The sequence below is a fragment of the Sulfitobacter albidus genome (assembly GCF_018200035.1).
Taxonomy (GTDB): Bacteria; Pseudomonadota; Alphaproteobacteria; order Rhodobacterales; family Rhodobacteraceae; genus Sulfitobacter; species Sulfitobacter albidus.
Window position 1 is genome coordinate 1904195 of record NZ_CP073581.1, and the last position, 20380, is coordinate 1924574.

Consider the following 20380-nt stretch of genomic DNA (forward strand, 5'->3'; position numbering starts at 1 on the left):
TCCACAAAAACGGGTCAGTTGCGCGCATCCTATCCGCGCGCGGCCACGGCTTCCAGTGCCCGCCGCAGATCGTGAACAAGCGTGCCCGCCAATGAGCGGAACACCGCGACCTCGAACGTCTCGTCGCCCGTGCGGATGATCAGCGCGTGCATGTGCCCCAAGAGCGACCGCGTGGCGCTGCCCACCGGGAAGGCGCCCGCGCGCAGATCAAGCGGGACCAGACGCGCCAGCACGTCCTCAACGCCCGCACCCGCAAGCTCGACCACGCACCACATGTCCGACTGATCCACCAGCGCCGCGTGATCGCCCAGCGCCGCAGGGGCCGCAGCCCCCATCAGCAAAACCTCGCCCTGCCCGGCCCAGACAGCGCGCGCCGCACCCGACTGCACCCACTGCCCCGGCCCCGGAAACGTCGCCCCCAGCGCCGCGTCCAGCTGCGCTTGCGATGAGCGCCTGAAGGGCAGCGAAGAGCACACCTCTCCCGGATCAACCTCCCGCGCAACGATTCCGCCGATCTCAAGCGGCAGCAGATCCGCCGCCGGGCTTTGTGCTTTCAACTCAACCACGCACGCGCCCTCCCTCGGGGTCCACAAACACCGTCTCCACGATTTCGACCTCGCAGCGCACACCGCGCACGTGATCGACCACCTGCATCCGCTCGCCCATCCGCTCAGGGCCCCGTTTCACAAACCCCAACCCGATCATCTGCCCCAGATCCGGCGAATAGCCGACCGAGGTGACATAGCCCTGATCGTTGGCGTGCACCGCCTCCGCTCCGGCGGCAAAGATATGCGCGCCCCCCGTCAGCCGCGCGCCCTTATCCACCGGGCGCAGCCCCACCAGCCGCGCGCGCGCCGGATCGACCAGACCGGGCCGGGCGGCAAGCGTCTTGCCCACGCAGTCCTTCTTGGCCGAGATCATGCGCGCCGCGCCAATGTCGAACGCGGTCACCCGCCCGTGAATCTCCGCGTGGGTGATGAACCCCTTTTCGATGCGCAGAACATTGAGCGCCTCCATCCCGTAGGCCCCGCCTCCGCGCGCCTCAGCCGCCGCCACCAACGCCTCGAACAGGGACGCGCCATAGCGCGCGGGCACCGCGATCTCATAGGCATGCTCGCCCGAGAACGAAATCCGGAAGAGCCGCCCGTCGACGCCGCCCAGCCGCACCCTACCGCAGGCCATGAAGGGGAAACTCTCCGCGTCAATCGGCACCTCCAGCAGATCGTTGAGCAGATCGCGCGACTGCGGCCCGGCCACGGCGAACTGCGCCCATTGCTCGGTCACCGAAGTGAACCGAACGTCCCACTCAGGATGCAGCCCTTGAGTCACCCAATTGAGATGCCGCATCACGTCGCCCGCCGCCGCCGTGGTGGTGGTCATCACGAAATGCGCCGGCCCCAGCCGCGCGCAGGTGCCGTCGTCCATCACCGTGCCGTCCTCACGCAGCATCAGGCCATAGCGCACGCGGCCCTCCTTCAGCGTCGAAAACACGTTGGTATAGACAAAATTCAGCAGCTTGCCCGCGTCCGGCCCCTGTATGTCGATCTTGCCCAGCGTGCTGACGTCGCAAACCCCGACCGACCGGCGCACATAGCCGACCTCGCGGTCGCAACTCTCGCGCCAGGTCGTCTCTCCCGCCTGCGGGAAATAGCTGGGGCGATACCAAAGCCCGGCCTCGATCATCGGCGCGCCGCGCGCCACGCTGGCGGCGTGCGAGGTCGTCAGCCGCTGCGGGGCAAATCCCTTATCCTCGGCCCCCGCCCCCATCGCGGCAATCGCCACGGGCGTATAGGGCGGACGGAAGGTGGTCGTGCCGGTCTCGACAATCCCGCGCCCGGTGGCATCGGCAAGCACCGCCAATGCCGCCACGTTCGAATTCTTCCCCTGATCCGTCGCCATCCCTTGTGTGGTATAGCGCTTCATATGCTCGACCGAGCGGAAGTTCTCCGTGGCGGCCTGTTTCACGTCCTTGACGGTCACGTCGTTCTGGAAATCAAGCCACGCCCGCCCCTTGCCGGTCACCGCCCAAAGCGGGCTGATGCGCGTCGGCGTGTCGTCAGCGGACGGTAGCCTGGGCTCGACGGTATCCACCCCAAGACGCTCCGCCACCCGTGCGGCGGCCTCGGCCCCCTCTCGCAGACAGGCCACGGTCGAGAACGCTCCGTTGCAGGCCCCCGCCACTTCCATGCCGGGAATGCTGCCCGGTGTCGGCACGAAGGCCGCGATGTCGCGCTGCCACGTGGGCCGCCCGTTCATGTGGCACGTCAGATGCACCGAGGGGTTCCACCCCCCCGACAACGCCAGACAATCGACGTCGACTTCCTGCTTGCCCCCCGGTCCCTCGACGGTGATGCCGCGCAGTCCGGTGCGCCCCCGCGTACCTGTCACCAATGCGCCGGCCAGCACCGGATAGGGCAGGTCCCCCACCTCAACATCCGCCCGGCTGTCGATCAGCGCCGCGACGCTCACCCCCGCTGCATGCAGATCGCGCGCCGTGCGGTGGGCGTCATCATTGTTGCCAAAGACCGCAACCCGCTTGCCCGGCGCCACGCCCCAACGGTTGAGATAGGCCCGCACCGCCCCAGCCGTCATGATCCCCGGCCGGTCATTGTCGGGAAAGGCGATGGGCCGCTCGATCGCGCCCGCACACAGGATCGAGGCACGTGCGGTGATGCGCCAGAAACACTCCAGCGGCGCGCCATCGCGCGGGCGGTGGTGGCCCACCCGCTCCAGCGCGCCAAAAACGCCCCCGTCGTAGGCGCCCGTCACCGTGGTGCGCGTCATGACGCGCACGTTGGGCCGCGTCGCAAGCGCCTCTGCCTGCGCGCGCGCCCAGTCCGCCGCATCAGACCCACCGATCTGCTCGCGCTCCGCCAGCAACCGCCCGCCGGCCGCGCTGTCCTCATCGCACAGGATCACGTCAAGCCCCGCGTCCGCCGCCGTCGCCGCCGCCATCAACCCGGCAGGCCCCGCGCCGATCACCAACACATCGCAAAAGGCAAACGCCTTGTCATAGACGTCACCATCCGCCTTACCCGACAGCCCGCCAAGCCCCGCCGCCCGGCGGATCACCGGCTCATAAATCTTCTCCCAGAAAGCCGCGGGCCACATGAAGGTCTTGTAGTAAAACCCAGCCCCCAGAAACCGCGACCCCAGATCGTTGACCGCCATCGCATCGAACCGCAACGAAGGCCAGGCCGACTGCGAGCGCACATCGAGCCCCTCGTAGATCTCCTGCACCGTCGCGCGCACATTCGGCTCCGCCGCCGCGCCGCGCCCCACGGTGATCAGCGCGTTGGGCTCTTCGGAGCCTGCCGTCAACACCCCGCGCGGACGGTGGTACTTGAACGAGCGCGCCATCAGCCGCACGCCATTCGCCAACAGCGCCGAGGCGACCGTATCGCCCACCCGCCCGGTATAGCCCACACCGTCGAACCGAAACCGCACCGGCGCGCCCAGATGATCTTCCCGCAACCTCATGCCTTGGCCTCCGACGCCAGCGACGTGCCAAAAATCTCGTGCGTCGCGGTATCGCGCTCCACCACGATCCACGCCCCACACCCCGCCTCATGCTGCCACAGATCGCGCGTGCGCCCGGCGGGATTGTCACGCAGATGCACATAGGCGTCCCACGCCGCCTCCCCCGCATCGGGTGCGGGCCGGTCAAGCGAGACCGCAGCCCCCTTGTAGTAAAACTCACGCCGATCCCGCGCACCGCACAATGGACAATCAATCCGCATCAAAACCTCCGACGCCCATCCGCGCCCGCTTGCTTTTTTGTGCCAAAAATACGCCTGCGCACCGGCGCCGCGGGCGCACCGCCCGATGATCGCGCGCGTCAGTGAAGGTTGTGCTGCGCACCGGTCCCCTCCTCATCCATCAGGTTCACACCCGTGCGGAACCGGTCCAGCCGGTAGTTCGCCGCCGGCGCGTGGTGCTGCCCCGTCGCCATCAGATGCGCGAAGGAATAGCCCGAGCCCGGCACCGCCTTGAACCCGCCGTAGCACCAGCCGCAATTTATGAACAAACCCTCGGTCCCGGTCTTGTCGATGATCGGAGAGCCGTCGGGCGTCATATCCATGATCCCACCCCAGCTGCGCAGCACCCGCGCCTTGCCGATCATCGGGATCAGGGTCATGCCCGCCTCCATCACATGCTCGGCCATGGGCAGGTTGCCCCGCGCCGCGTAGGAGGCGTAGAAATCCAGATCGCCGCCGAACACCAGCCCGCCCTTGTCGGACTGGCTGATATAGAAATGCCCCATGCCAAAGCTGATGACGTGATCGATGCAGGGCTTGAGCCCTTCGCTCACGAACGCCTGCAACACGTGGCTTTCAATCGGCAGGCGCATCCCCGCCATCGCCGCCACCTGGCCCGAGCGCCCCGCGGTCACAATACCAACCTTTTTTGCCTTGATAGCACCGCGCGTGGTCTGCACGCCGGTGACACGCCCGTTCTCGATGTCGATCCCGGTGACTTCGCATTGCTGGATCAGGTCCACGCCGCGATCCGACGCCCCGCGCGCGTAGCCCCAGGCGACCGCATCGTGGCGCGCGGTGCCGCCGCGCCGGTGCAGCAGACCGCCGTAGACCGGAAAGCGCGTGTTGTCGGCATTCAGATAGGGCAGCAGCGCGCGGATCTCGGCCTTGCCCAGCAGCTCGGCATCGTCGCCCTGCCCCCGGATCGAGTTGCCCCGGCGCGCCAGATTGTCCATCTGCCCGTCCGAATGGCCCAGCATGATCACCCCGCGCTGCGACAGCATCGCGTTATAGTTCAGATCCTGCTCCAGCCCTTCCCACAGCTTCAGCGAATGGGAATAGAACTGCGAGTTGCCGTCGAGGAAATAATTCGCCCGCACAATCGTCGTGTTGCGCCCGACGTTGCCACCGCCAAGATAGCCTTTTTCCAACACGGCGATGTTGCGCATCCCGTGCTCCTTGGCGAGGTAGTAGGCCGTCGAAAGCCCGTGCCCGCCGCCGCCGATGATGATGGCATCGTACTCGGGCTTGGGCGTGGCATCGCGCCAGTGCGGGCCCCAGCCCTTGTTCCCGGTGAGCCCTTCACGCAGAACCCGCCATCCCGAAAATCGCATCCCAAACCTCGTGCTGTTACTCCGGCAATCTGACCGTCAACGCGCCGCAATTCAACGCCCATTTGCGACCTCTGCGGGCCTATCCGCGCATCACAAGCGGTTTACTCACGCTGATTTTGCTTTCAATGCGGCGCGCGCGCCCTGCCAATGGCGCCATGCCTGTGCGCCGTACCCCCATTCTTGCCTTGACGCTGGCCCTCGCGGCCTGCACGGCGACACGCGTGGAGGCCCCCGTGGCGCCGGTGGACCTGACGGCCCCGCCAGCGCCTGTCCCCATTGCCGCCGCCCAAGGTCCCACCGAGATCCTCGTGCTGGGAGACAGCCAGATCTCTTTCGGTGCAGGCGGCGCCTATACCCGCTTTTTCGGCGCGCTCGGCGCAAATTGCGCGGGCCTGCCGCCCCGCTATGCGCGGGCAAAGGCGGCGGCGATCGGCGTGCGCTCGAGCGCGCTGCACCACTGGACCGCCGCCGACGGCCCCGCGCGGGGCACCGTCTGTGACGTTGATCCCACGTTCGGCGTGAACGCGGGCGCCTACGGCGTGACATCGCCCGGCCGCAGCTATGTGCAGATCGGCACCGATCCCGCCTATCCGTTCTGCCCGACCGGGCGCAGCCCGTTGCAGGCCGTCTTTGACGCCCCCGCCCATGACCCCGACCTTGTCGTGCTGGCCTTTCTGGGCAATGGTGCCGCGCGTTGGCAATCGCCAGCAACCGCACGCGCCGATTGGGCGGCGGCCCGCGCGCAATTGCCCGCCGATGTAGCCTGTCTCGTGATGACAACGATCCCCGCCTACGTGCCCGCCGACAACCGGCGCCGTGCCGTGGCGCAGGGGCACCTTGGCGACGCCGTGCGCGCCTCGGGTCGCTGTGCGTTTGTGCCCGGCCTCACCGACACGACCCTTGGTGCGTTTGAAAACAACCCCGCGCATTTCCGCACCGATGCCGCTGGCACCGTCACCGATCCGCGCCACCCCACCGCCCGCTCCGCCGCGCGCTTTTTCGAGCTGCAAACCCCCGCCCTGTGCGCTGCGCTCGCGCGCGCGCTGCCAAATTGATGTCACCGAAAGGAGTGCCCATGCGCCTGCCCGCCGCCCTCACCCTCGCCCTGTCCCTCTTTGTCACCCCACTGGCCGCGCAGGAGGATTTTGTCTCGCCCGACATTCTCATTCTGGGCGACAGCCAGATCCCCTTCGGCTCGGGCCCGGTGTTTCTGGATTTCTTCAAGAACATCAAAACTAACTGCGCGCCCACGCGCGCGCAGCAAAACGCGCTGGCCCATATCGACGCGATGAAGGTGGCGGTGATCGGCGTGCGCTCCACCTCTCTGCATTCGTGGACCGCCCGCGCCGGCAGGGCAAAGGGCGCCGTCTGTGACGTCGATCCCAAATGGAAGGTCAACGCAGGCACCTACGGGATCATCAACCGCACCGGCAACAAATACGCGCAGATTGGGCGCGGTCGGCCCTATCAATTCTGCCAACGCGGTCAGTCGCCTTTCGAGGCGATGTTTGCGCCCGACTACTACGCGCCCAAACTGCTGCTGATGTCGTTTCTGGGCAATTCCAGTGGCCGCTGGGCCGACAGCCGCGAACGGGCGCTCGCCGACGTGCAGGACATGATGGAGCAGGTGCCCCCCGGCACGCCCTGCATCTTCATGACCACCTCGCCCTCCTTTTCGAAAAAGGTGACCGACAGGCGGCTGAAGGCCCAAGAAAACATCAAATGGGCGTTCGAGATCTCGGGCGCCTCGTGCAGCTTTGTCGAAGGGGCGACCGCGCGCACCATTGCCGCCAATCAAGGCAACCGCAGCCATTTCCGGCGTGCCAAGTCGGGCAAGGTCAAGGACATCTACCACCCCAACGAGCGTGCCGCGCGCAAGTTCTTTTCGGCCGAGATGGACAATATCTGCGCCGCCGTGCTCACGCAGCTTTCGCCGGTCGTGCTCGCCTCGAACGACCGCTAGGCCCGGATCAATGGATGAAGTCGCACAGATAGCCGTCGTGCGCCCAGCCCTGCACCGGCAGATCCCGGAACGGCTGGCCGGTGCCGTCCTTGGTGACCTCGCGGTAGGCGCGCAGCACGCGCACCCAGCGCCCGCGCCGCTCGTCGGCATCGACAACCACGATGGCGAGGCGGTTGAGCCTGCGCACCGCCTCGAAATCTGACCCCGGCCCGCTGCGGATACTGAGGTATCCGTCAGGGCCGTTGACGTTGCATACCATCGTGTTGTGGCTGTCGAACCCGGGGTTGAGGGCCCAGCTGTCGCGCGCAAGCCCGGTCAGATCGACCTCCCCGTAGACGGCGACCTCGGCCGTCGCGGGCGTGGCGAGCGCAAGCGCGCCCGCCAGAAAAAGCGCCCGCATGTCTACAGCCCCTTGGCGTGATAGCTCGCCGCGACCTTGCCGATCGCCACCAGATAGGCGGCGGTGCGCAGATCGGTCACATCATCGCGCCCGTGCCAGACATCGGCCATGGATTCGTAGGCGATGCGCATCGTGTCATCGAGGCCCGAGCGCACCAGCTCCAGCTCGCCCGCGCCGCGCAGGTACTTGTCCTTGAAGTCGGGGCTGAGCGTCCAGTTGATCGAGGTGTCGCGGCTGATCCGCTCCAGCTCGTCGACGATCAGCTGATGGCGCGATTCCTCCTGCCGCCGCTGCATCCGGCCAAAGCGGATGTGGCTGAGGTTCTTGACCCACTCGAAATACGACACCGTCACCCCGCCCGCGTTGGCGTACATATCGGGGATGATGACGGTCTGCTTGTCGCGCAGGATCTCGTCGGCCCCCGCGGTGACGGGACCATTGGCCGCCTCGATGATCAGCTTGGCCTGAATCTTCTTGGCGTTCTTGAGGTTGATCACCCCCTCCAGCGCCGCCGGGATCAGAATGTCGCACTCGGCCTCCAGCAGGCTGGTCCCGTCCTCGATGAACTTGCCGCCGTCGAACCCTTCGGGGGATCCGGTCTCGGTGATGTGTTGTTTGAGCGCCTCGATGTCGATGCCGTCGTCGTTCCAGATGGCCCCGTTGTATTCGATCACGCCGACGACGGGCGCGCCGTCCTCCTCGCTCAGGAACTTGGCCGCGTGATAGCCCACGTTGCCAAGGCCCTGCACGATCACGCGCTTGCCGTCCAGATCGCCCTTCATATTGGCCTTTTTCACGCCCTCGTCGTCGCGGAAGAACGCGCGCAGGGCGTATTGCACGCCGCGGCCAGTGGCTTCGGTCCGGCCGTGGATACCGCCTGCGTTGATCGGCTTGCCGGTGACACAGGCCGCGCCGTTGATGTCGGTGGTGTGCATGCGCTTGTACTGATCCGCGATCCACGCCATCTCGCGCTCGCCGGTGCCCATGTCGGGGGCGGGCACGTTCTGCGCGGGGTTGATCATGTCACGCTTGATCAGCTCATAGGCAAAGCGGCGGGTGATCAGCTCCAACTCGTGTTCTTCGTATTCGCGCGGATCGACGCAAAGCCCGCCCTTGGAGCCGCCGAACGGCGCCTCGACCAGCGCGCATTTGAACGTCATCAGCGCCGCCAGCGCCTCGACCTCATCCTGGCTCACACCCATGGAATAGCGGATGCCGCCCTTGACCGGCTCCATATGTTCGGAGTGCACCGATCGGTAGCCGGTGAATGTCTTGATCTCGCCGCGCAGGCGCACGCCAAAGCGCACCGTGTAGGTGGCGTTGCAAACGCGGATCTTTTCCTCAAGACCGGGCTTGAGGTCCATCAAGCCGACCGCGCGATTGAACATCATGTCGACGCTTTCGCGAAAGCTGGGCTCGTGGGTGGATTGGGACATGGGACTGGCCTTTTTTCTAGCAGAATACCCGAACGGGCGTATCCCGAACCGGTTGAGTGCACCCTAGCCTACAGCGCCGGAGTTGCCAGTTTTTTAATCGGTTTGCGAACGTGTATCTGCCCTTGCATCCTGTGGCGCGGCGTTCAATCTGGGAACGCCGCAGGGAGGACCGCATGGGAAAGAGTGTAAACCGCGTCAAACGCGCCGCCGCAGACCTCGGGTTGCAGATCGAGGTCATCACCCTGCCCGAAAGCACACGCACCGCGCAGCAGGCCGCCGATGCCGTGGGTTGCGCCGTCGGGCAGATCGCCAAATCCATGATTTTCGAGGGCGCCGAGAGCGGCGCGCTCAAGCTGGTGCTGGTCAGCGGGGCGCATGATCTGGACCTCAGCCGCGCCACCGAAATCTTTGGTGAGCCGCTTGTGCGCGCCGATCCCGCACGGGTGCGCCGCGAGAGCGGGTTTGCCATCGGCGGGGTCAGCCCGATCGGGCACCTGTGCGAGATGCCCACATGGATCGACGCGGCCCTGATGACCCACGACCGCGTCTGGGCGGCCGGCGGCGCGCCGGAAACCGTTTTCGAAATCGCGCCTGACACGCTGCGCGCGGCTTGCGGGGCGGTGATCTTCAGCCAGGGCGGTGGGTGACGACTCAACCTTCGCGCTTTTGCCGCAGTTTTACGTCGAATTGTGTTCCACTGTTCGCAGCCCCGCAACAGTAGGGGTCGCAACCCCTCATTGATGAAAAAATATCGAATAAAATTAGATATTTAGGCAATTACCCGCCCAACTTTGGCCCCAATTTTCAGCCATACACCTCGGCAGATAACCGCCAATCCGCGTGCAGATACCACGTCTTTGGCCAGAGAGGTGACGTATATGTCTAAACTTTTTTCGACGACCTGCATTCCGCAGTCCGCGGAATACATCCTCACCGGTGCCCGGCGTCGGTTCACACGGCAGGAGGACGGCTCCGCGACGGTATTCGCGGTTGTCACGCTTTTGCTGTTGCTGTTGGTGGGGGCATCGGGGTTGACCTGATGCGCAACGAGATGGAGCGCGTCAAGATCCAGAACGTGTCCGACCGCGCGGTGCTCGCCGCTGCCGATCTCAATCAACCCGGCATTCCGTCGGAGGTCGTGCAGGACTATTTCGAGAAGTCCGGTCTGGGGGATCGTGCCAATTCGGTCAATGTCTCCGAAGGTCTGAACTTCCGCACCGTCTCGGTGAATGCGGATGCGGAGACGCCAACCAACTTCATGAACCTTCTGGGCATCGACAGCCTGCCGCTGCGCAGCTTTGCCGAGGCCGAAGAGCGCGTGAACAACGTCGAGATTTCGCTGGTGCTGGACATCTCCGGCTCCATGGCCTGGGACAACCGCATTGCCAACATGCAGGACGCGGCCAAGGAGTTCGTCTCGACCGTGCTGCGGCCCGAGACACAGGATCTGGTGTCGATCTCGCTGGTGCCCTACTCGGGCCACGTCAGCGCAGGCCCCAACCTGATGAGCAAGTTCAACGTGGACTACAGCCATCCCTACAGCCACTGCCTTGAATTCGACGACGAGGATTTCAGCAGCGCCACGCTTGATCGCGGCAAGACCTACGATCAGGTCCAGCACTTCTACTGGAACTTCGACGGCTACTCCAACGACACGACTGATCCGTCTTGCCCGGATGGCGCCAACGAAGATATTCAAGTGTTGAGCCAGGACATCACGTCGCTGCACAACCAGATCGACGCGCTTGTTCCAACGGGATCGACATCGATCTTTGCCGGGATGAAATGGGCCGCCGGCCTGCTCGATCCCGATTTCCAGAACATCACCACATCGCTGGTACAGGACAATGAGGTCGATCCGATCTTTGCCGCGCGTCCTGCAGCTTACGAGGACGAGGAAACGCTCAAGACGGTGGTTCTGATGACCGACGGTGAGCACGACTATTCCTACCGTATTGCAAGCCGCTACTATGCCAACGCAAGCCACGCGTCGCACTGGAACCGTTACAACCTGAACTGGTATCTCGCGAACTACGTGCACAGCTACTACCGCAGCTCGTTCCGCTACGCGAAATACTCCCCCAGCCTCGGCAACTCGCTTCTCTACAACATCTGCGATGCCGCCAAGGAAAAGAACATCGTGATCTGGTCCATCGGTTTTGAAGTCACCGACAACGGCGCCGATGTCATGAAAAGATGTGCCTCTTCGCCCTCCCACTTCTTCCGGGTCGAAGGTGTCGAAATCACCAGCGCGTTCAAAGCCATTGCGCGCCAAATCAACCAGCTGAGGCTCACACAATGATTACTCGTCTCAAAAACCGCTTCCGCATCTTCCGCAAAGCCGAAAACGGCGCGGTCGTTGCCCTGGAATTCATGATCATGCTGCCGCTTATCTTTGGCACGTTCTTCATGGGGTTCGAAATGGGGATCTACAGCATCCGCCAGTTGATGCTGGACCGCGCCCTCGAGGTCACCACCCGTGACGTCCGCCTGAATACACAAGCGACGTTCAGCCACGATGACCTGAGGACCGCGATCTGCGCCAACAGCGGCGGCCTGGACAAGTGCGACGAGAATCTCAAGCTTGAAATGCTGCCGATGGATCCACGCGACTTTACCGGCCTGCCGGCCAACCCGGATTGCGAGAATATCTATTCCAACGCAACGCCGGTGCGCGGCTGGAGCCTTGGTCAACAGCACGAACTGATGATCCTGCGCGCCTGCTACCGTTTCAAGCCCGTCTTTCCGACAACCGGCCTCGGCTACTACCTTGAGAAAAACAGCAACGGCGAAGCGCGCATGGTCTCGATCACCGCCTTTGTACAGGAGCCAAGCTAATGTTCATGATTAACCTCAAATCCTTCCTGAACCTGGATTTCGCGCGGGACGAAGAAGGCTCCATCGCGCTGGAGACGATGATCATCATCCCGGTCCTGTTCTGGGTCTATATGGCGATGTTCTCGATCTTCGATGCCTACCGCCAGTATGCGCTGCACCAAAAGGCGGCCTATACCATCGGTGACATGGTCTCCCGCGAGACGGCGGCGATCGACAACGACTACCTTGACGGTATGCACGCCCTGTTCGACACGATGACGCGTGATCCTCAGGACAGCACCCTGCGCGTATCGCTGGTATATTACGATGCCGGCAGCAACACGATCAAGCTGGACTGGTCGCAGACCCGCGGCACCCTGATGCCCCAGCTCAGCGAGGACGATGTGACCAACATCAAGGGGCAGCTGCCCAACATGGTCGACGCCGAGCGTGTGCTGCTGGTCGAGACATGGGCGAATTACGAGCCGCCGTTCAAGACCGGTCTGGAGCGGCGCGTGATCGACAATTTTGTCTTCACCCGCCCCCGCTACGCGCCGCAGATCGTCTTCGACAACGCGGTCTGAACGCGCCCGAAACCCAAACACAGCCCCGGCGCCCGATGGACGCCGGGGCTTTTTTCGTTTCAGTCGGGGTTCATTTCGCGTTTGGCCAGCATCACCGCGATGATTTCCGACATCACCTTGGATTGGCTGGCAGGCGTCATGCCGCCCACCCCGATGCGGCGGCCGAGACGCCACCACAGCCCCGGCCGCCAGGCGCGCGGCGCGCCGACACGGGTGCGGATGAGGAACCCGTTGGAAGGTTTGAACGCGAAAAACCCGCGATCCATCGCCTCGATATCCTCGATCCGTGCGATCACGGTGCCATCGGCGTCGCGCAATTCGGTCTCGGTCAGCTCGATCCGACTGGCGGTGGCGCGGCGCATCAGGTCCGCGATCCAGATCGCTCCCGCGCCCAGCCCCAGCAGGAACAGGCGCCACAGGAACGCGGGCTGTTCGCTGAGCGCGAGCCAGATCACCAGCAGGCCCAGCCCGGCGAGGGAGACCATCCCCAGCACCCGGCGTCCGGGAGAGGCAGCAACGGTGGCAAGGATCTCTTGTGCGGTATCGGACATGGGCGGCGCTCCTTTTGCGTCTGCCCCTACCCTCTGCACCGCGCGCCGTCCAGCGTCACCGCCCCTCAGCCCCGGCGCGCAACCACCTCGTATCCGCGCTCTTCGGGTTCATCATCGACCAGCTCCTGCGGGAAGCCATCGGCCAGAACACTCAGCCCTGTCGCCTCTTCGAGCCGTTCGATCATGCGGTCCGATTGCGCGCGGGTGCCATAGCGGCGCTGCCCGTCGGTCATCATCTCGATCATCAGCGGAGAGATTTCCAGCGGCACGCCCGCATCATCGGCCAGCTTCTGAAACAGGCCGATATCCTTCTGGATCAAATCCATGGTGAAATTCACGTCCCGCGATCCCGACAGGATCAGCTGGCTTTCGGTTTCATGCACAAAACTGGTGCCCGACGACATCGCAATCGCGTCATAGGTCACGCCCATGTCCATGCCCTGCGCTTTCATCACCGTCAGCGCCTCACACAGCGTCAGCAGATTGGCGGTCGCCAGATAATTTGTCATCACCTTCAGCGTGCTTGCCACGCCCAGATCGCCCACGTGCAAAATCCGCCGTCCCATGTGGGTGAGCACGGGCAGCACCGTCTCGAATGTCTCGCGCGTGCAGCCCGCGTAGATGCTGATGTTGCCGGTATCCGCACGGTGGCACCCGCCCGAGACCGGGCAATCCACCGCCTGCCCGCCCGCCGCGATGACCTGCGCGCCAAGGCGCTTGATCTCGGCGGCGTCGGTGGTCGACATCTCGATCCAGATCTTGCCCGGCCCGACCTCCGGCAGCATCTGCGTAACCACAGCGGCACAGGCTTCAGGGCTTGGCAGGCAGGAGATGACCGTATCGCAGTCGCGCATCATTTGCGCGGGGCCCTCGCCCGCACGTGCGCCCTTCGCCACCTGACGCGCGATCAGGCCCGCGTCCAGATCAAAGACCACGGGCGCCAACCCGTTGCGCACAAGGCTGCCCGCCAATTTGCCGCCGACATTGCCGAGGCCGATAAATCCGATGTTCATGCGATGATTTCTCCCGTTGGTTGGGCCAAGGCTGACCGGGCGGCACCGACACGTCGCGCCCGAAAGCGACCTTTGACAAACGACCGCCTCCACCGCAGGCTCACCCCATGAAACGCCCCACCGATACAGCGGCCGGCATCGACCTTGGGCCGGAATTCGAACGCTTTTCCCAGCGCAACGACATCTTCACCCGCGCGTTCTGGGATCCGGCGGTGCGTAGCGCGCGTACGGATGCGTTCTTTGCCTCCTACCGGATGGAGGCGGCACCGCGCCGGGGCGATGGGTTCACCCAACGCGATTTTGCCCTGCGCAACGCCAGCTGGCTGATCAGCGATCTGGTCTCGAACCGGGGCGGCGACAGCGGGCGGCGCGAAGGCTTTCAGGCCGCCATCGACAACGACACCCCCGTGGCCGACACCGCCGTGCCGGTCGATGATCCCGCCGCCATGAGCGCGGAAGTAAAGCGCATCGCCAAACTCTTCGGCGCCGATCTGTGTGGCATTTCAGAGATGGACACGCGGTTCATCTATGCCAGCGCCGTCGATACCCGCGATATGAGCGCGCGGCCCGTCGATCTGCCCGAGGGGATCACGTCGGTCATCGTCTTGGGCCACGCGATGGACGCTGATCTGGTCGATACCTACCCCTCGGCGCTCGCCGGGGCCGCGACAGGCATGGCCTACAGCCACGAGGCCGCGATCGTGATGCAGCTGGCCGCCTATATCCGCAATCTGGGATATGAAGCGACCGCAAGCATGAACGACACCGGGCTGGTGATCCCCTTTGCGCTCAAGGCGGGGCTGGGCGAATACGCCCGCAACCAGATGGTGATTACGCCTGAATTCGGACCGCGCTTGCGGTTTTCAAAGATCTTTACCACCTTGCCGCTCGCCCATGATAGCCCGCGCCCGATGGGTGTCGCCGCGTTCTGCGATATCTGCACCAAATGCGCCGACGCCTGCCCGGTCAAGGCGCTGCCTTACGGGCCGCCGCAGGTGGGCGGGCCGAATATCTCGGCGCTGAAAGGCGCACGCAAATGGACCTCGGACGCCGAGAAATGCTTTGGCTTCTGGGCCAAGCTGGCATCCGATTGCGCGATCTGCCTGCGGGTCTGCCCGTTCAACCGTGACTTTTCCCGACGCCGCGACCGGCTGTGGTTGCGGCTTGCGCTCTCGCCGCTTCGCCGCGTGGCCCTCTGGCTCGACCGCCGCCGCGGGGCGCGGCGCAAACCCGGCGATTGGTGGCGCGACGCGCGCGGCGACTGACCGATTTTTTCGAAAAAATCGGGCCGGAATTTTCGAAAATTCCGGGAACCGCCAGTGATTGCGCATCCCCGCACAGCCCCCCTGCGGTCCCGCCCGCTTGAGCGCCGTCCCGCCGCACCCTATCTGGAGCGCAACAGTGAAAGGAGACCATCCCATGTCCCTCAGACCCACCCTCGAGACACGCGCGGCCCAGCAGACGATGGAGGGCGCAGGCGTCAAACTGCACCGCGCCTTCGGCTTTCAGGATCCAAGCGAGCTTGACCCCTTCCTGCTGTTCGATGATTTCCGCAACGATCGCCCGCAGGACTTTGAAAAGGGCTTTCCCTGGCATCCCCACCGGGGGATCGAGACGATCACCTACGTGCTCGACGGCACCGTCGATCACGCCGACAGCCTCGGCAATACCGGGTCGCTTGGCGCGGGCGACGTGCAATGGATGACCGCCGGATCGGGCATCCTGCACCAGGAGATGCCGCACGGAAACGCCGCTGGCGCGATGCACGGCTTCCAACTCTGGGGCAACCTGCCCGCCGCGCAGAAGATGACCGCGCCGCGCTATCAGGACGTGACCGCAGATGCGATCCCGGAAGTCATCGACGACGACGGCGTCAAGGTACGCATCATCACCGGCGAGTTCTGGGGCAAGCGTGGCCCCGTCGACGGCATCGCCGCCGATCCACAATACCTTGACGTCACCGTACCCGCAGGCGTGCGCAAGACATTCCGCATCGACACCTACCGCCGGGCGTTCGCCTATATCTTCGGTGGTGCGGGGGCGTTCGTGGATGCATCGCGCCCGTCGGGCGTCCTTCTGGAAAAGGAAGTCGCGGGCGAAGAGCTCAACATCCGCGACATGTCGGGCGATCGCACGCTGGTCCGCTTTGGCTCGGGCGACGAGATCACCGTGCAGGCGGGGCCCGAGGGGATGCGATTCCTGCTGATCTCCGGCGCACCCATTGAAGAGCCGGTAGCCTGGCACGGCCCCATCGTGATGAACACCCGCGCCGAGATCATGCAGGCGATGCAGGATCTCAACAACGGGACCTTCATCAAACCCGCGCATTGAGCGCGTTTGCGTCAGGCGGCCCCGACCGCCCGGCGCACCATGCCCCAATACTGCGCGATGACCTCGTCAAGCGACAGCCGCCCGCCGTCGCGGAACCACGTGTTCACCCCCGTCAGCATGGCGATGATCGCAAGCGTCGCGATCTTGGTATCGGCCACGTCGAAATCCCCCTGCGCAACACCCGCGCGCAGGATCGCCTCCAGCCCGTCCTCGTAGCGGCGGCGCAGCGCCTCGATCCGGGCAAAGTTTTCGGGCGTGAGGTTGCGCAATTCCATATAGGCGATGAATACCGCGTCGGGGCGCGCGTGGTGAAAAGCGATGTGGAACGAAACGAAATCTTGAAGCCGGTCGTGTGGCGATTGCCCGGGATCGTCGGCCGAGGCGCCGAGCAGCTCGGTCATGTGCCCTTCCATCAAATCGAAAAGCAGCGATTGCTTGTCCGGCGTATAGTTGTAGAGCGCACCGGCCTGCACGCCGACCTCGCCCGCGATGGCGCGCATCGACACGGCGGCATAGCCGCGCTCGGCAAACAGCCGTAGCGCCGCGTCGCGCACGCGCGGACCGGTGATATCTGAATGCGAACCCGCTGTTCTGGCCATGGGCTCCAGTATCTGAACGCTTGTTCAGATGTAAAGGGCACGCTTGCGCAGGATCGCGCAGGTGGTGCACAACGGGGCCATGAAACCGCACTGCCTCATTTTTGCGCTGGGTCTTGGCGCCTGCACGACCTTTCCGCAGCTGGATCACACGGTCACGCCCGCGCTTGAGGAGGCGGCCTATCCCGCGCTGGTGCCGCTGGCGCCGATCGTGGCACAGGCGACGACCCCCGGCGTCGTGCCCGCACAGGCAAATGCTGCGCTGGATGCGCGCATCTCGCGGCTGCGCGCGCGCGCAGCACGGCTGCGCGGATCAGTGCTGACCGGGCGCGAACGGCAACGGCTGGCGCAGGGCCTGCAATAAGCGCGCGCCATGCGTTGCGCGGGGCCGCGGGGCCGGCTAGACGCTGGGTCTGAGATTTCACCGCCCTAAAGGAGCAAGCCCCATGTCAGATCCCCTTCGTCTTGGAATTGCCGGATTGGGCACGGTCGGTGCGGGCGTGGTGCAGATCCTGCGCCGCCAGGGCGCCCTGTTGCAGGCCCGCACCGGGCGCTCGCTCGAGATCACCGCCGTCTCCGCGCGCTCCCGCAGCAAGGACCGGGGCGTAGCGCTTGATAGCTACGCGTGGGAGGACGATCCCGTGGCGCTCGCCAAACGCGATGACGTCGATGTGTTCGTCGAGCTGATGGGCGGCGAAGACGGCCCGGCCAAGGCCGCGACCGAAGCGGCGATTGGCCTGGGCAAACACGTCATCACCGCCAACAAGGCGATGCTGGCGATGCACGGCCAGGCGCTCGCCGAGGCCGCCGAGGCCGCGGGCGTCGCGCTGAAATACGAGGCCGCCGTGGCCGGGGGCATCCCCGTGATCAAGGCGCTTGGCGAAGGCCTGGCAGGCAATGAGATCACCCGCGTGATGGGCGTGATGAACGGCTCGTGCAACTATATCCTGACGCGGATGGAGGACGCGGGCCTGCCCTACGCGGACGTCTTTGCCGAAGCCGATGGGCTGGGCTATCTCGAGGCCGATCCGCAGCTTGACGTGGGCGGGATCGACGCGGCGCACAAGCTGGCGATCCTGTCGTCGCTGGCCTTTGGCACGCAGGTGGATTTTGGCGGGATCGAGCTGGAAGGGATTGAACGCGTCTCGATCGAGGACATTCACGCGGCGGCCGACATGGGCTACAAGATCAAGCTGCTGGGCGTGGCGCAGATGACCGGCCGTGGGCTGGAGCAACGCATGCAGCCCTGCCTCGTGCCGCAGACCTCTCCGCTGGGTCAGCTGGAGGGCGGCACCAACATGATCGTGCTCGAAGGCGATGCCGTGGGCCAGATCGTGCTGCGCGGCCCCGGTGCCGGCGCGGGCCCCACGGCGAGTGCCGTGCTGAGCGACATCTGCGACATCGCACGCGGCGTGCGCGGCCCGGTCTTTGGCCAGGCCGCCAGCGGACTGCGGGCGGCGAAGCCCGCGCTGAGCCAGCGCGCGGCGCCCTATTACCTGCGCATGGCGCTCAAGGACAAGCCCGGCGCGCTCGCCAAAGTGGCGGCGGTCCTGGGCGAGGCGGGCGTGTCGATCGACCGGATGCGACAGTACGATCATGCGGGCGACAGCGCCCCTGTATTGATCGTGACCCACAAGACAACCCGCGCCGATCTGGATCACGCGCTATCGGCGATGTCGGCCACTGGCGTCGTCTCGGGTGCGCCGGTCGCGTTGCGGATCGAAGAGGTCTGACGCGGGCGGCGGCACGCGCGGCACCGCCGGATATAGGTATTTTTGAAAGGGTGCAGGGAGTGTTGTGGTGAGTTTCCTCGGCGTTGAAGCTTCGCTGACCGGGCGGCGTTGGATCGGCCCCACGGCAGAGGTGTCGCGCGCCGCTGAAGCGATGCACCAGCGCGCGCAGCTGCCGCTGGCGGTTTGTCAGATCCTCGCGCGGCGGGGGGTAGCGGCGGAGGCGGCGGAGGCGTTTCTGGCGCCTGCCTTGCGGGATTTGCTGCCCGACCCGCGCAGCCTGCGCGATATGGAGCGGGCGGCGGCGCGCTTTGTCGGCGCTGTGCGGGCGCGCGAGCGGATCGCGATTTTTGCGGATTACGACGTGGATGGCGGCAGCTCTGCCGCGCTGCTTCTGGTGTGGTTACGGGATATGGGGCATCGCGCCACGCTTTATGTGCCGGACCGGATCGACGAAGGCTATGGCCCAAACGATGAGGCGATGGCGGCGTTGGCGCGGGATCATGATCTGATTGTCTGCGTCGATTGCGGCACACTTTCGCACGGGCCGATTGCGGCGGCGAAGGGCGCGGATGTGATCGTGCTGGATCACCACCTGGGTGCGGAGACTTTGCCCGACTGTCATGCGGTCGTGAACCCCAACCGCCAGGACGAGGATGGCGCGCTGGCGCATCTATGTGCGGCCGCGGTGGTGTTCCTGATGCTGGTGGAGGCCGGGCGGCAGCTGCGCGAAGCGGGAACGCGCGGCCCCGATCTGATGGCGATGCTGGATCTGGTGGGGCTTGCCACCGTGGCGGATGTGGCGCCCTTGATCGGGGTGAACCGGGCGTTTGTGCGTCAGGGCCTGCGGGTGATGGCCCGGCGCGCGCGGGTGGGACTGGCGGCGCTTGCGGATGTGGCGCGCATGGATACGGCCCCGGCCGCGTATCACCTTGGCTTTTTGCTGGGACCGCGCATCAACGCGGGCGGGCGCGTCGGCAAGGCGGATCTGGGTGCGCGACTGCTCGCCACCGATGATCCGCACGAGGCCGCCGCATTGGCCGAACGGCTGGACGCGCTCAACTCCGAGCGGCGCGAGGTCGAGGCGTCGGTGCGCGCCGCAGCACTTGCGCAGGCCGAGGCGCGGGGCACGGAAGGGCCGCTCGTCTGGGCAGCGGGTGCGGGCTGGCATCCCGGTGTGGTGGGCATCGTAGCCGCACGTCTGAAGGAGGCGACCGGGCGCCCCGCGATTGTGATCGGTCTGGAGGACGGGATCGGCAAGGGATCGGGCCGCTCGGTCTCGGGCATTGATCTGGGCGCGCCGATCCAGCGGCTTGCCCAGCAGGGGCTGTTGATGAAGGGCGGCGGGCACAAGATGGCCGCCGGGCTGACCGTGGCCGAGGACAAGCTGGAGGCCGCCATGGCGCGGCTGGGGGAGCTGCTGGAAAAACAGGGCGCCCATCTTCTGGGGCCTGCCGATCTGCGGCTCGACGGGTTGCTGATGCCCGCTGCGGCGCAGGTCGAACTGGTCGAACAGATCGAGGCCGCGGGCCCCTTCGGAGCGGGTGCCCCCGGCCCGCGCTACGTGTTCGCTGACATGCGCATCTTTTCCGCGCGCCGCGTCGGCGAATCGCATCTCAAGATCAGCTTTGGCGATGGGGCGGGCGGGCGTACCGACGCGATCTGTTTTGACGCCTACGACGGGCCGCTGGGCGCCGCGCTGGAAAACCACGGCGGGGCGCATTTTCACCTTGCCGGGCGGCTCGATATCAACAGCTGGCAGGGTCGGCGCAGCGTGCAGCTGCGGCTGGAGGACGCAGCCCCCGCGTAGGCCCGTGAAAAATCCCCATCGGGACAAAAAATCGTCTTGCACCCTCAGGCGGGATTA

21 protein-coding genes are annotated in these 20380 nt (G+C 65.4%); 12 read left to right on the forward strand and 9 right to left on the reverse strand.

Annotation, left to right across the window (positions count from 1 at the left end; translation table 11 throughout):
* Positions 1 to 29: 29 nt before the first annotated feature.
* The 4 genes from KDD17_RS09175 to KDD17_RS09190 all read right to left on the reverse strand — a co-directional run bounded on the left by KDD17_RS09175 (position 30) and on the right by KDD17_RS09190 (position 5092).
* Complete coding sequence (locus tag KDD17_RS09175) at positions 30 to 566, reverse strand: sarcosine oxidase subunit gamma (protein WP_212703401.1); 537 nt, start codon at positions 564 to 566, stop codon at positions 30 to 32.
* Positions 559 to 3480 (reverse strand): sarcosine oxidase subunit alpha family protein, encoded by a 2922-nt coding sequence (locus tag KDD17_RS09180; protein ID WP_212703402.1) that lies wholly within the window; start codon positions 3478 to 3480, stop codon positions 559 to 561. The genes KDD17_RS09175 and KDD17_RS09180 overlap by 8 nt, the downstream gene beginning before the upstream one ends.
* On the reverse strand, positions 3477 to 3740 hold the full coding sequence (locus tag KDD17_RS09185) for a sarcosine oxidase subunit delta (protein ID WP_212703403.1): 264 nt from the start codon (positions 3738 to 3740) through the stop codon (positions 3477 to 3479). Before KDD17_RS09185 ends, KDD17_RS09180 begins: the two co-directional genes overlap by 4 nt.
* Before the next feature lie 98 nt (positions 3741 to 3838).
* The gene (locus tag KDD17_RS09190) at positions 3839 to 5092 is read right to left on the reverse strand and encodes a sarcosine oxidase subunit beta family protein (protein WP_212703404.1); all 1254 of its coding nucleotides are present in this window, start codon (positions 5090 to 5092) and stop codon (positions 3839 to 3841) included.
* Between the two features lie 161 nt (positions 5093 to 5253).
* On the opposite strand from KDD17_RS09190, the gene KDD17_RS09195 reads away from it, so the two are divergent.
* A complete protein-coding gene (locus tag KDD17_RS09195; RefSeq protein ID WP_212703405.1) occupies positions 5254 to 6147 on the forward strand; it encodes an SGNH/GDSL hydrolase family protein in 894 nt (297 codons plus the stop codon).
* Positions 6148 to 6167: 20 nt separating this feature from the next.
* Positions 6168 to 7055: an SGNH/GDSL hydrolase family protein gene (locus KDD17_RS09200; protein ID WP_212703406.1), complete on the forward strand. Its 888-nt coding sequence runs from the start codon at positions 6168 to 6170 to the stop codon at positions 7053 to 7055.
* A gap of 7 nt (positions 7056 to 7062) precedes the next feature.
* Here the strand turns inward: KDD17_RS09200 and KDD17_RS09205 are convergent, their stop codons facing one another.
* Positions 7063 to 7455 (reverse strand): SH3 domain-containing protein, encoded by a 393-nt coding sequence (locus KDD17_RS09205; protein WP_212703407.1) that lies wholly within the window; start codon positions 7453 to 7455, stop codon positions 7063 to 7065.
* 2 nt (positions 7456 to 7457) lie between these two features.
* On the reverse strand, positions 7458 to 8891 hold the full coding sequence (locus tag KDD17_RS09210) for a Glu/Leu/Phe/Val family dehydrogenase (RefSeq protein WP_212703408.1): 1434 nt from the start codon (positions 8889 to 8891) through the stop codon (positions 7458 to 7460).
* A gap of 173 nt (positions 8892 to 9064) precedes the next feature.
* Between KDD17_RS09210 and KDD17_RS09215 the strand changes: the two genes are divergently transcribed.
* The 5 genes from KDD17_RS09215 (at position 9065) to KDD17_RS09230 (ending at position 12292) form a co-directional block, all read left to right on the forward strand.
* Positions 9065 to 9538 carry a YbaK/EbsC family protein gene (locus tag KDD17_RS09215; protein WP_212703409.1) on the forward strand — a complete coding sequence of 158 codons (474 nt, stop codon included), beginning with the start codon at positions 9065 to 9067 and terminating at the stop codon, positions 9536 to 9538.
* Between the two features lie 231 nt (positions 9539 to 9769).
* Positions 9770 to 9931, forward strand: a complete 162-nt coding sequence (locus KDD17_RS18815) for a hypothetical protein (protein ID WP_254796757.1) — start codon at positions 9770 to 9772, stop codon at positions 9929 to 9931.
* Positions 9931 to 11193, forward strand: coding sequence for a vWA domain-containing protein (locus tag KDD17_RS09220; protein WP_254796758.1), 1263 nt, complete (start codon positions 9931 to 9933; stop codon positions 11191 to 11193). The genes KDD17_RS18815 and KDD17_RS09220 overlap by 1 nt, the downstream gene beginning before the upstream one ends.
* Complete coding sequence (locus KDD17_RS09225; protein WP_212703410.1) at positions 11190 to 11729, forward strand: TadE/TadG family type IV pilus assembly protein; 540 nt, start codon at positions 11190 to 11192, stop codon at positions 11727 to 11729. Before KDD17_RS09220 ends, KDD17_RS09225 begins: the two co-directional genes overlap by 4 nt.
* A complete protein-coding gene (locus KDD17_RS09230; protein WP_254796759.1) occupies positions 11729 to 12292 on the forward strand; it encodes a TadE/TadG family type IV pilus assembly protein in 564 nt (187 codons plus the stop codon). Before KDD17_RS09225 ends, KDD17_RS09230 begins: the two co-directional genes overlap by 1 nt.
* Before the next feature lie 59 nt (positions 12293 to 12351).
* On the opposite strand, the gene KDD17_RS09235 is transcribed toward KDD17_RS09230, so the two are convergent.
* Both KDD17_RS09235 and KDD17_RS09240 read right to left on the reverse strand, forming a co-directional pair.
* The gene (locus KDD17_RS09235; protein ID WP_212703411.1) at positions 12352 to 12843 is read right to left on the reverse strand and encodes a hypothetical protein; all 492 of its coding nucleotides are present in this window, start codon (positions 12841 to 12843) and stop codon (positions 12352 to 12354) included.
* Between the two features lie 65 nt (positions 12844 to 12908).
* The gene (locus KDD17_RS09240) at positions 12909 to 13856 is read right to left on the reverse strand and encodes an NAD(P)-dependent oxidoreductase (protein WP_212703412.1); all 948 of its coding nucleotides are present in this window, start codon (positions 13854 to 13856) and stop codon (positions 12909 to 12911) included.
* Positions 13857 to 13963: 107 nt separating this feature from the next.
* Here KDD17_RS09240 and KDD17_RS09245 point away from each other — a divergent pair, with 107 nt between their 5' ends.
* Together KDD17_RS09245 and KDD17_RS09250 are read left to right on the forward strand one after the other, a co-directional pair.
* Positions 13964 to 15121, forward strand: a complete 1158-nt coding sequence (locus KDD17_RS09245; RefSeq protein WP_212703413.1) for a 4Fe-4S double cluster binding domain-containing protein — start codon at positions 13964 to 13966, stop codon at positions 15119 to 15121.
* Positions 15122 to 15275: 154 nt separating this feature from the next.
* The gene (locus KDD17_RS09250) at positions 15276 to 16187 is read left to right on the forward strand and encodes a pirin family protein (RefSeq protein ID WP_212703414.1); all 912 of its coding nucleotides are present in this window, start codon (positions 15276 to 15278) and stop codon (positions 16185 to 16187) included.
* Positions 16188 to 16198: 11 nt separating this feature from the next.
* Here the strand turns inward: KDD17_RS09250 and KDD17_RS09255 are convergent, their stop codons facing one another.
* Complete coding sequence (locus KDD17_RS09255) at positions 16199 to 16786, reverse strand: TetR/AcrR family transcriptional regulator (RefSeq protein ID WP_212703415.1); 588 nt, start codon at positions 16784 to 16786, stop codon at positions 16199 to 16201.
* 79 nt (positions 16787 to 16865) lie between these two features.
* Here KDD17_RS09255 and KDD17_RS09260 point away from each other — a divergent pair, with 79 nt between their 5' ends.
* The 3 genes from KDD17_RS09260 to recJ all read left to right on the forward strand — a co-directional run bounded on the left by KDD17_RS09260 (position 16866) and on the right by recJ (position 20323).
* Positions 16866 to 17147 carry a hypothetical protein gene (locus KDD17_RS09260; protein ID WP_212703416.1) on the forward strand — a complete coding sequence of 94 codons (282 nt, stop codon included), beginning with the start codon at positions 16866 to 16868 and terminating at the stop codon, positions 17145 to 17147.
* A gap of 82 nt (positions 17148 to 17229) precedes the next feature.
* Positions 17230 to 18516, forward strand: coding sequence for a homoserine dehydrogenase (locus KDD17_RS09265; protein WP_212703417.1), 1287 nt, complete (start codon positions 17230 to 17232; stop codon positions 18514 to 18516).
* Positions 18517 to 18583: 67 nt separating this feature from the next.
* A complete protein-coding gene (gene recJ / locus KDD17_RS09270; protein WP_212703418.1) occupies positions 18584 to 20323 on the forward strand; it encodes a single-stranded-DNA-specific exonuclease RecJ in 1740 nt (579 codons plus the stop codon).
* Positions 20324 to 20380 lie beyond the last annotated feature (57 nt).

Bases quoted from the DNA above. Each gene is read 5' to 3' on its own strand.
- KDD17_RS18815 (WP_254796757.1), top strand. From the start codon at position 9,770: ATGTCTAAACTTTTTTCGACGACCTGCATTCCGCAGTCCGCGGAATAC.
- KDD17_RS09260 (WP_212703416.1), top strand. From the start codon at position 16,866: ATGAAACCGCACTGCCTCATTTTTGCGCTGGGTCTTGGCGCCTGCACG.
- KDD17_RS09250 (WP_212703414.1), top strand. From the start codon at position 15,276: ATGTCCCTCAGACCCACCCTCGAGACACGCGCGGCCCAGCAGACGATG.
- KDD17_RS09240 (WP_212703412.1), bottom strand. From the start codon at position 13,856: ATGAACATCGGATTTATCGGCCTCGGCAATGTCGGCGGCAAATTGGCG.
- KDD17_RS09265 (WP_212703417.1), top strand. From the start codon at position 17,230: ATGTCAGATCCCCTTCGTCTTGGAATTGCCGGATTGGGCACGGTCGGT.
- KDD17_RS09235 (WP_212703411.1), bottom strand. From the start codon at position 12,843: ATGTCCGATACCGCACAAGAGATCCTTGCCACCGTTGCTGCCTCTCCC.
- KDD17_RS09200 (WP_212703406.1), top strand. From the start codon at position 6,168: ATGCGCCTGCCCGCCGCCCTCACCCTCGCCCTGTCCCTCTTTGTCACC.
- KDD17_RS09245 (WP_212703413.1), top strand. From the start codon at position 13,964: ATGAAACGCCCCACCGATACAGCGGCCGGCATCGACCTTGGGCCGGAA.
- KDD17_RS09180 (WP_212703402.1), bottom strand. From the start codon at position 3,480: ATGAGGTTGCGGGAAGATCATCTGGGCGCGCCGGTGCGGTTTCGGTTC.
- KDD17_RS09255 (WP_212703415.1), bottom strand. From the start codon at position 16,786: ATGGCCAGAACAGCGGGTTCGCATTCAGATATCACCGGTCCGCGCGTG.
- KDD17_RS09230 (WP_254796759.1), top strand. From the start codon at position 11,729: ATGTTCATGATTAACCTCAAATCCTTCCTGAACCTGGATTTCGCGCGG.
- KDD17_RS09225 (WP_212703410.1), top strand. From the start codon at position 11,190: ATGATTACTCGTCTCAAAAACCGCTTCCGCATCTTCCGCAAAGCCGAA.
- KDD17_RS09215 (WP_212703409.1), top strand. From the start codon at position 9,065: ATGGGAAAGAGTGTAAACCGCGTCAAACGCGCCGCCGCAGACCTCGGG.
- KDD17_RS09190 (WP_212703404.1), bottom strand. From the start codon at position 5,092: ATGCGATTTTCGGGATGGCGGGTTCTGCGTGAAGGGCTCACCGGGAAC.
- KDD17_RS09210 (WP_212703408.1), bottom strand. From the start codon at position 8,891: ATGTCCCAATCCACCCACGAGCCCAGCTTTCGCGAAAGCGTCGACATG.
- KDD17_RS09185 (WP_212703403.1), bottom strand. From the start codon at position 3,740: ATGCGGATTGATTGTCCATTGTGCGGTGCGCGGGATCGGCGTGAGTTT.
- KDD17_RS09220 (WP_254796758.1), top strand. From the start codon at position 9,931: ATGCGCAACGAGATGGAGCGCGTCAAGATCCAGAACGTGTCCGACCGC.
- KDD17_RS09205 (WP_212703407.1), bottom strand. From the start codon at position 7,455: ATGCGGGCGCTTTTTCTGGCGGGCGCGCTTGCGCTCGCCACGCCCGCG.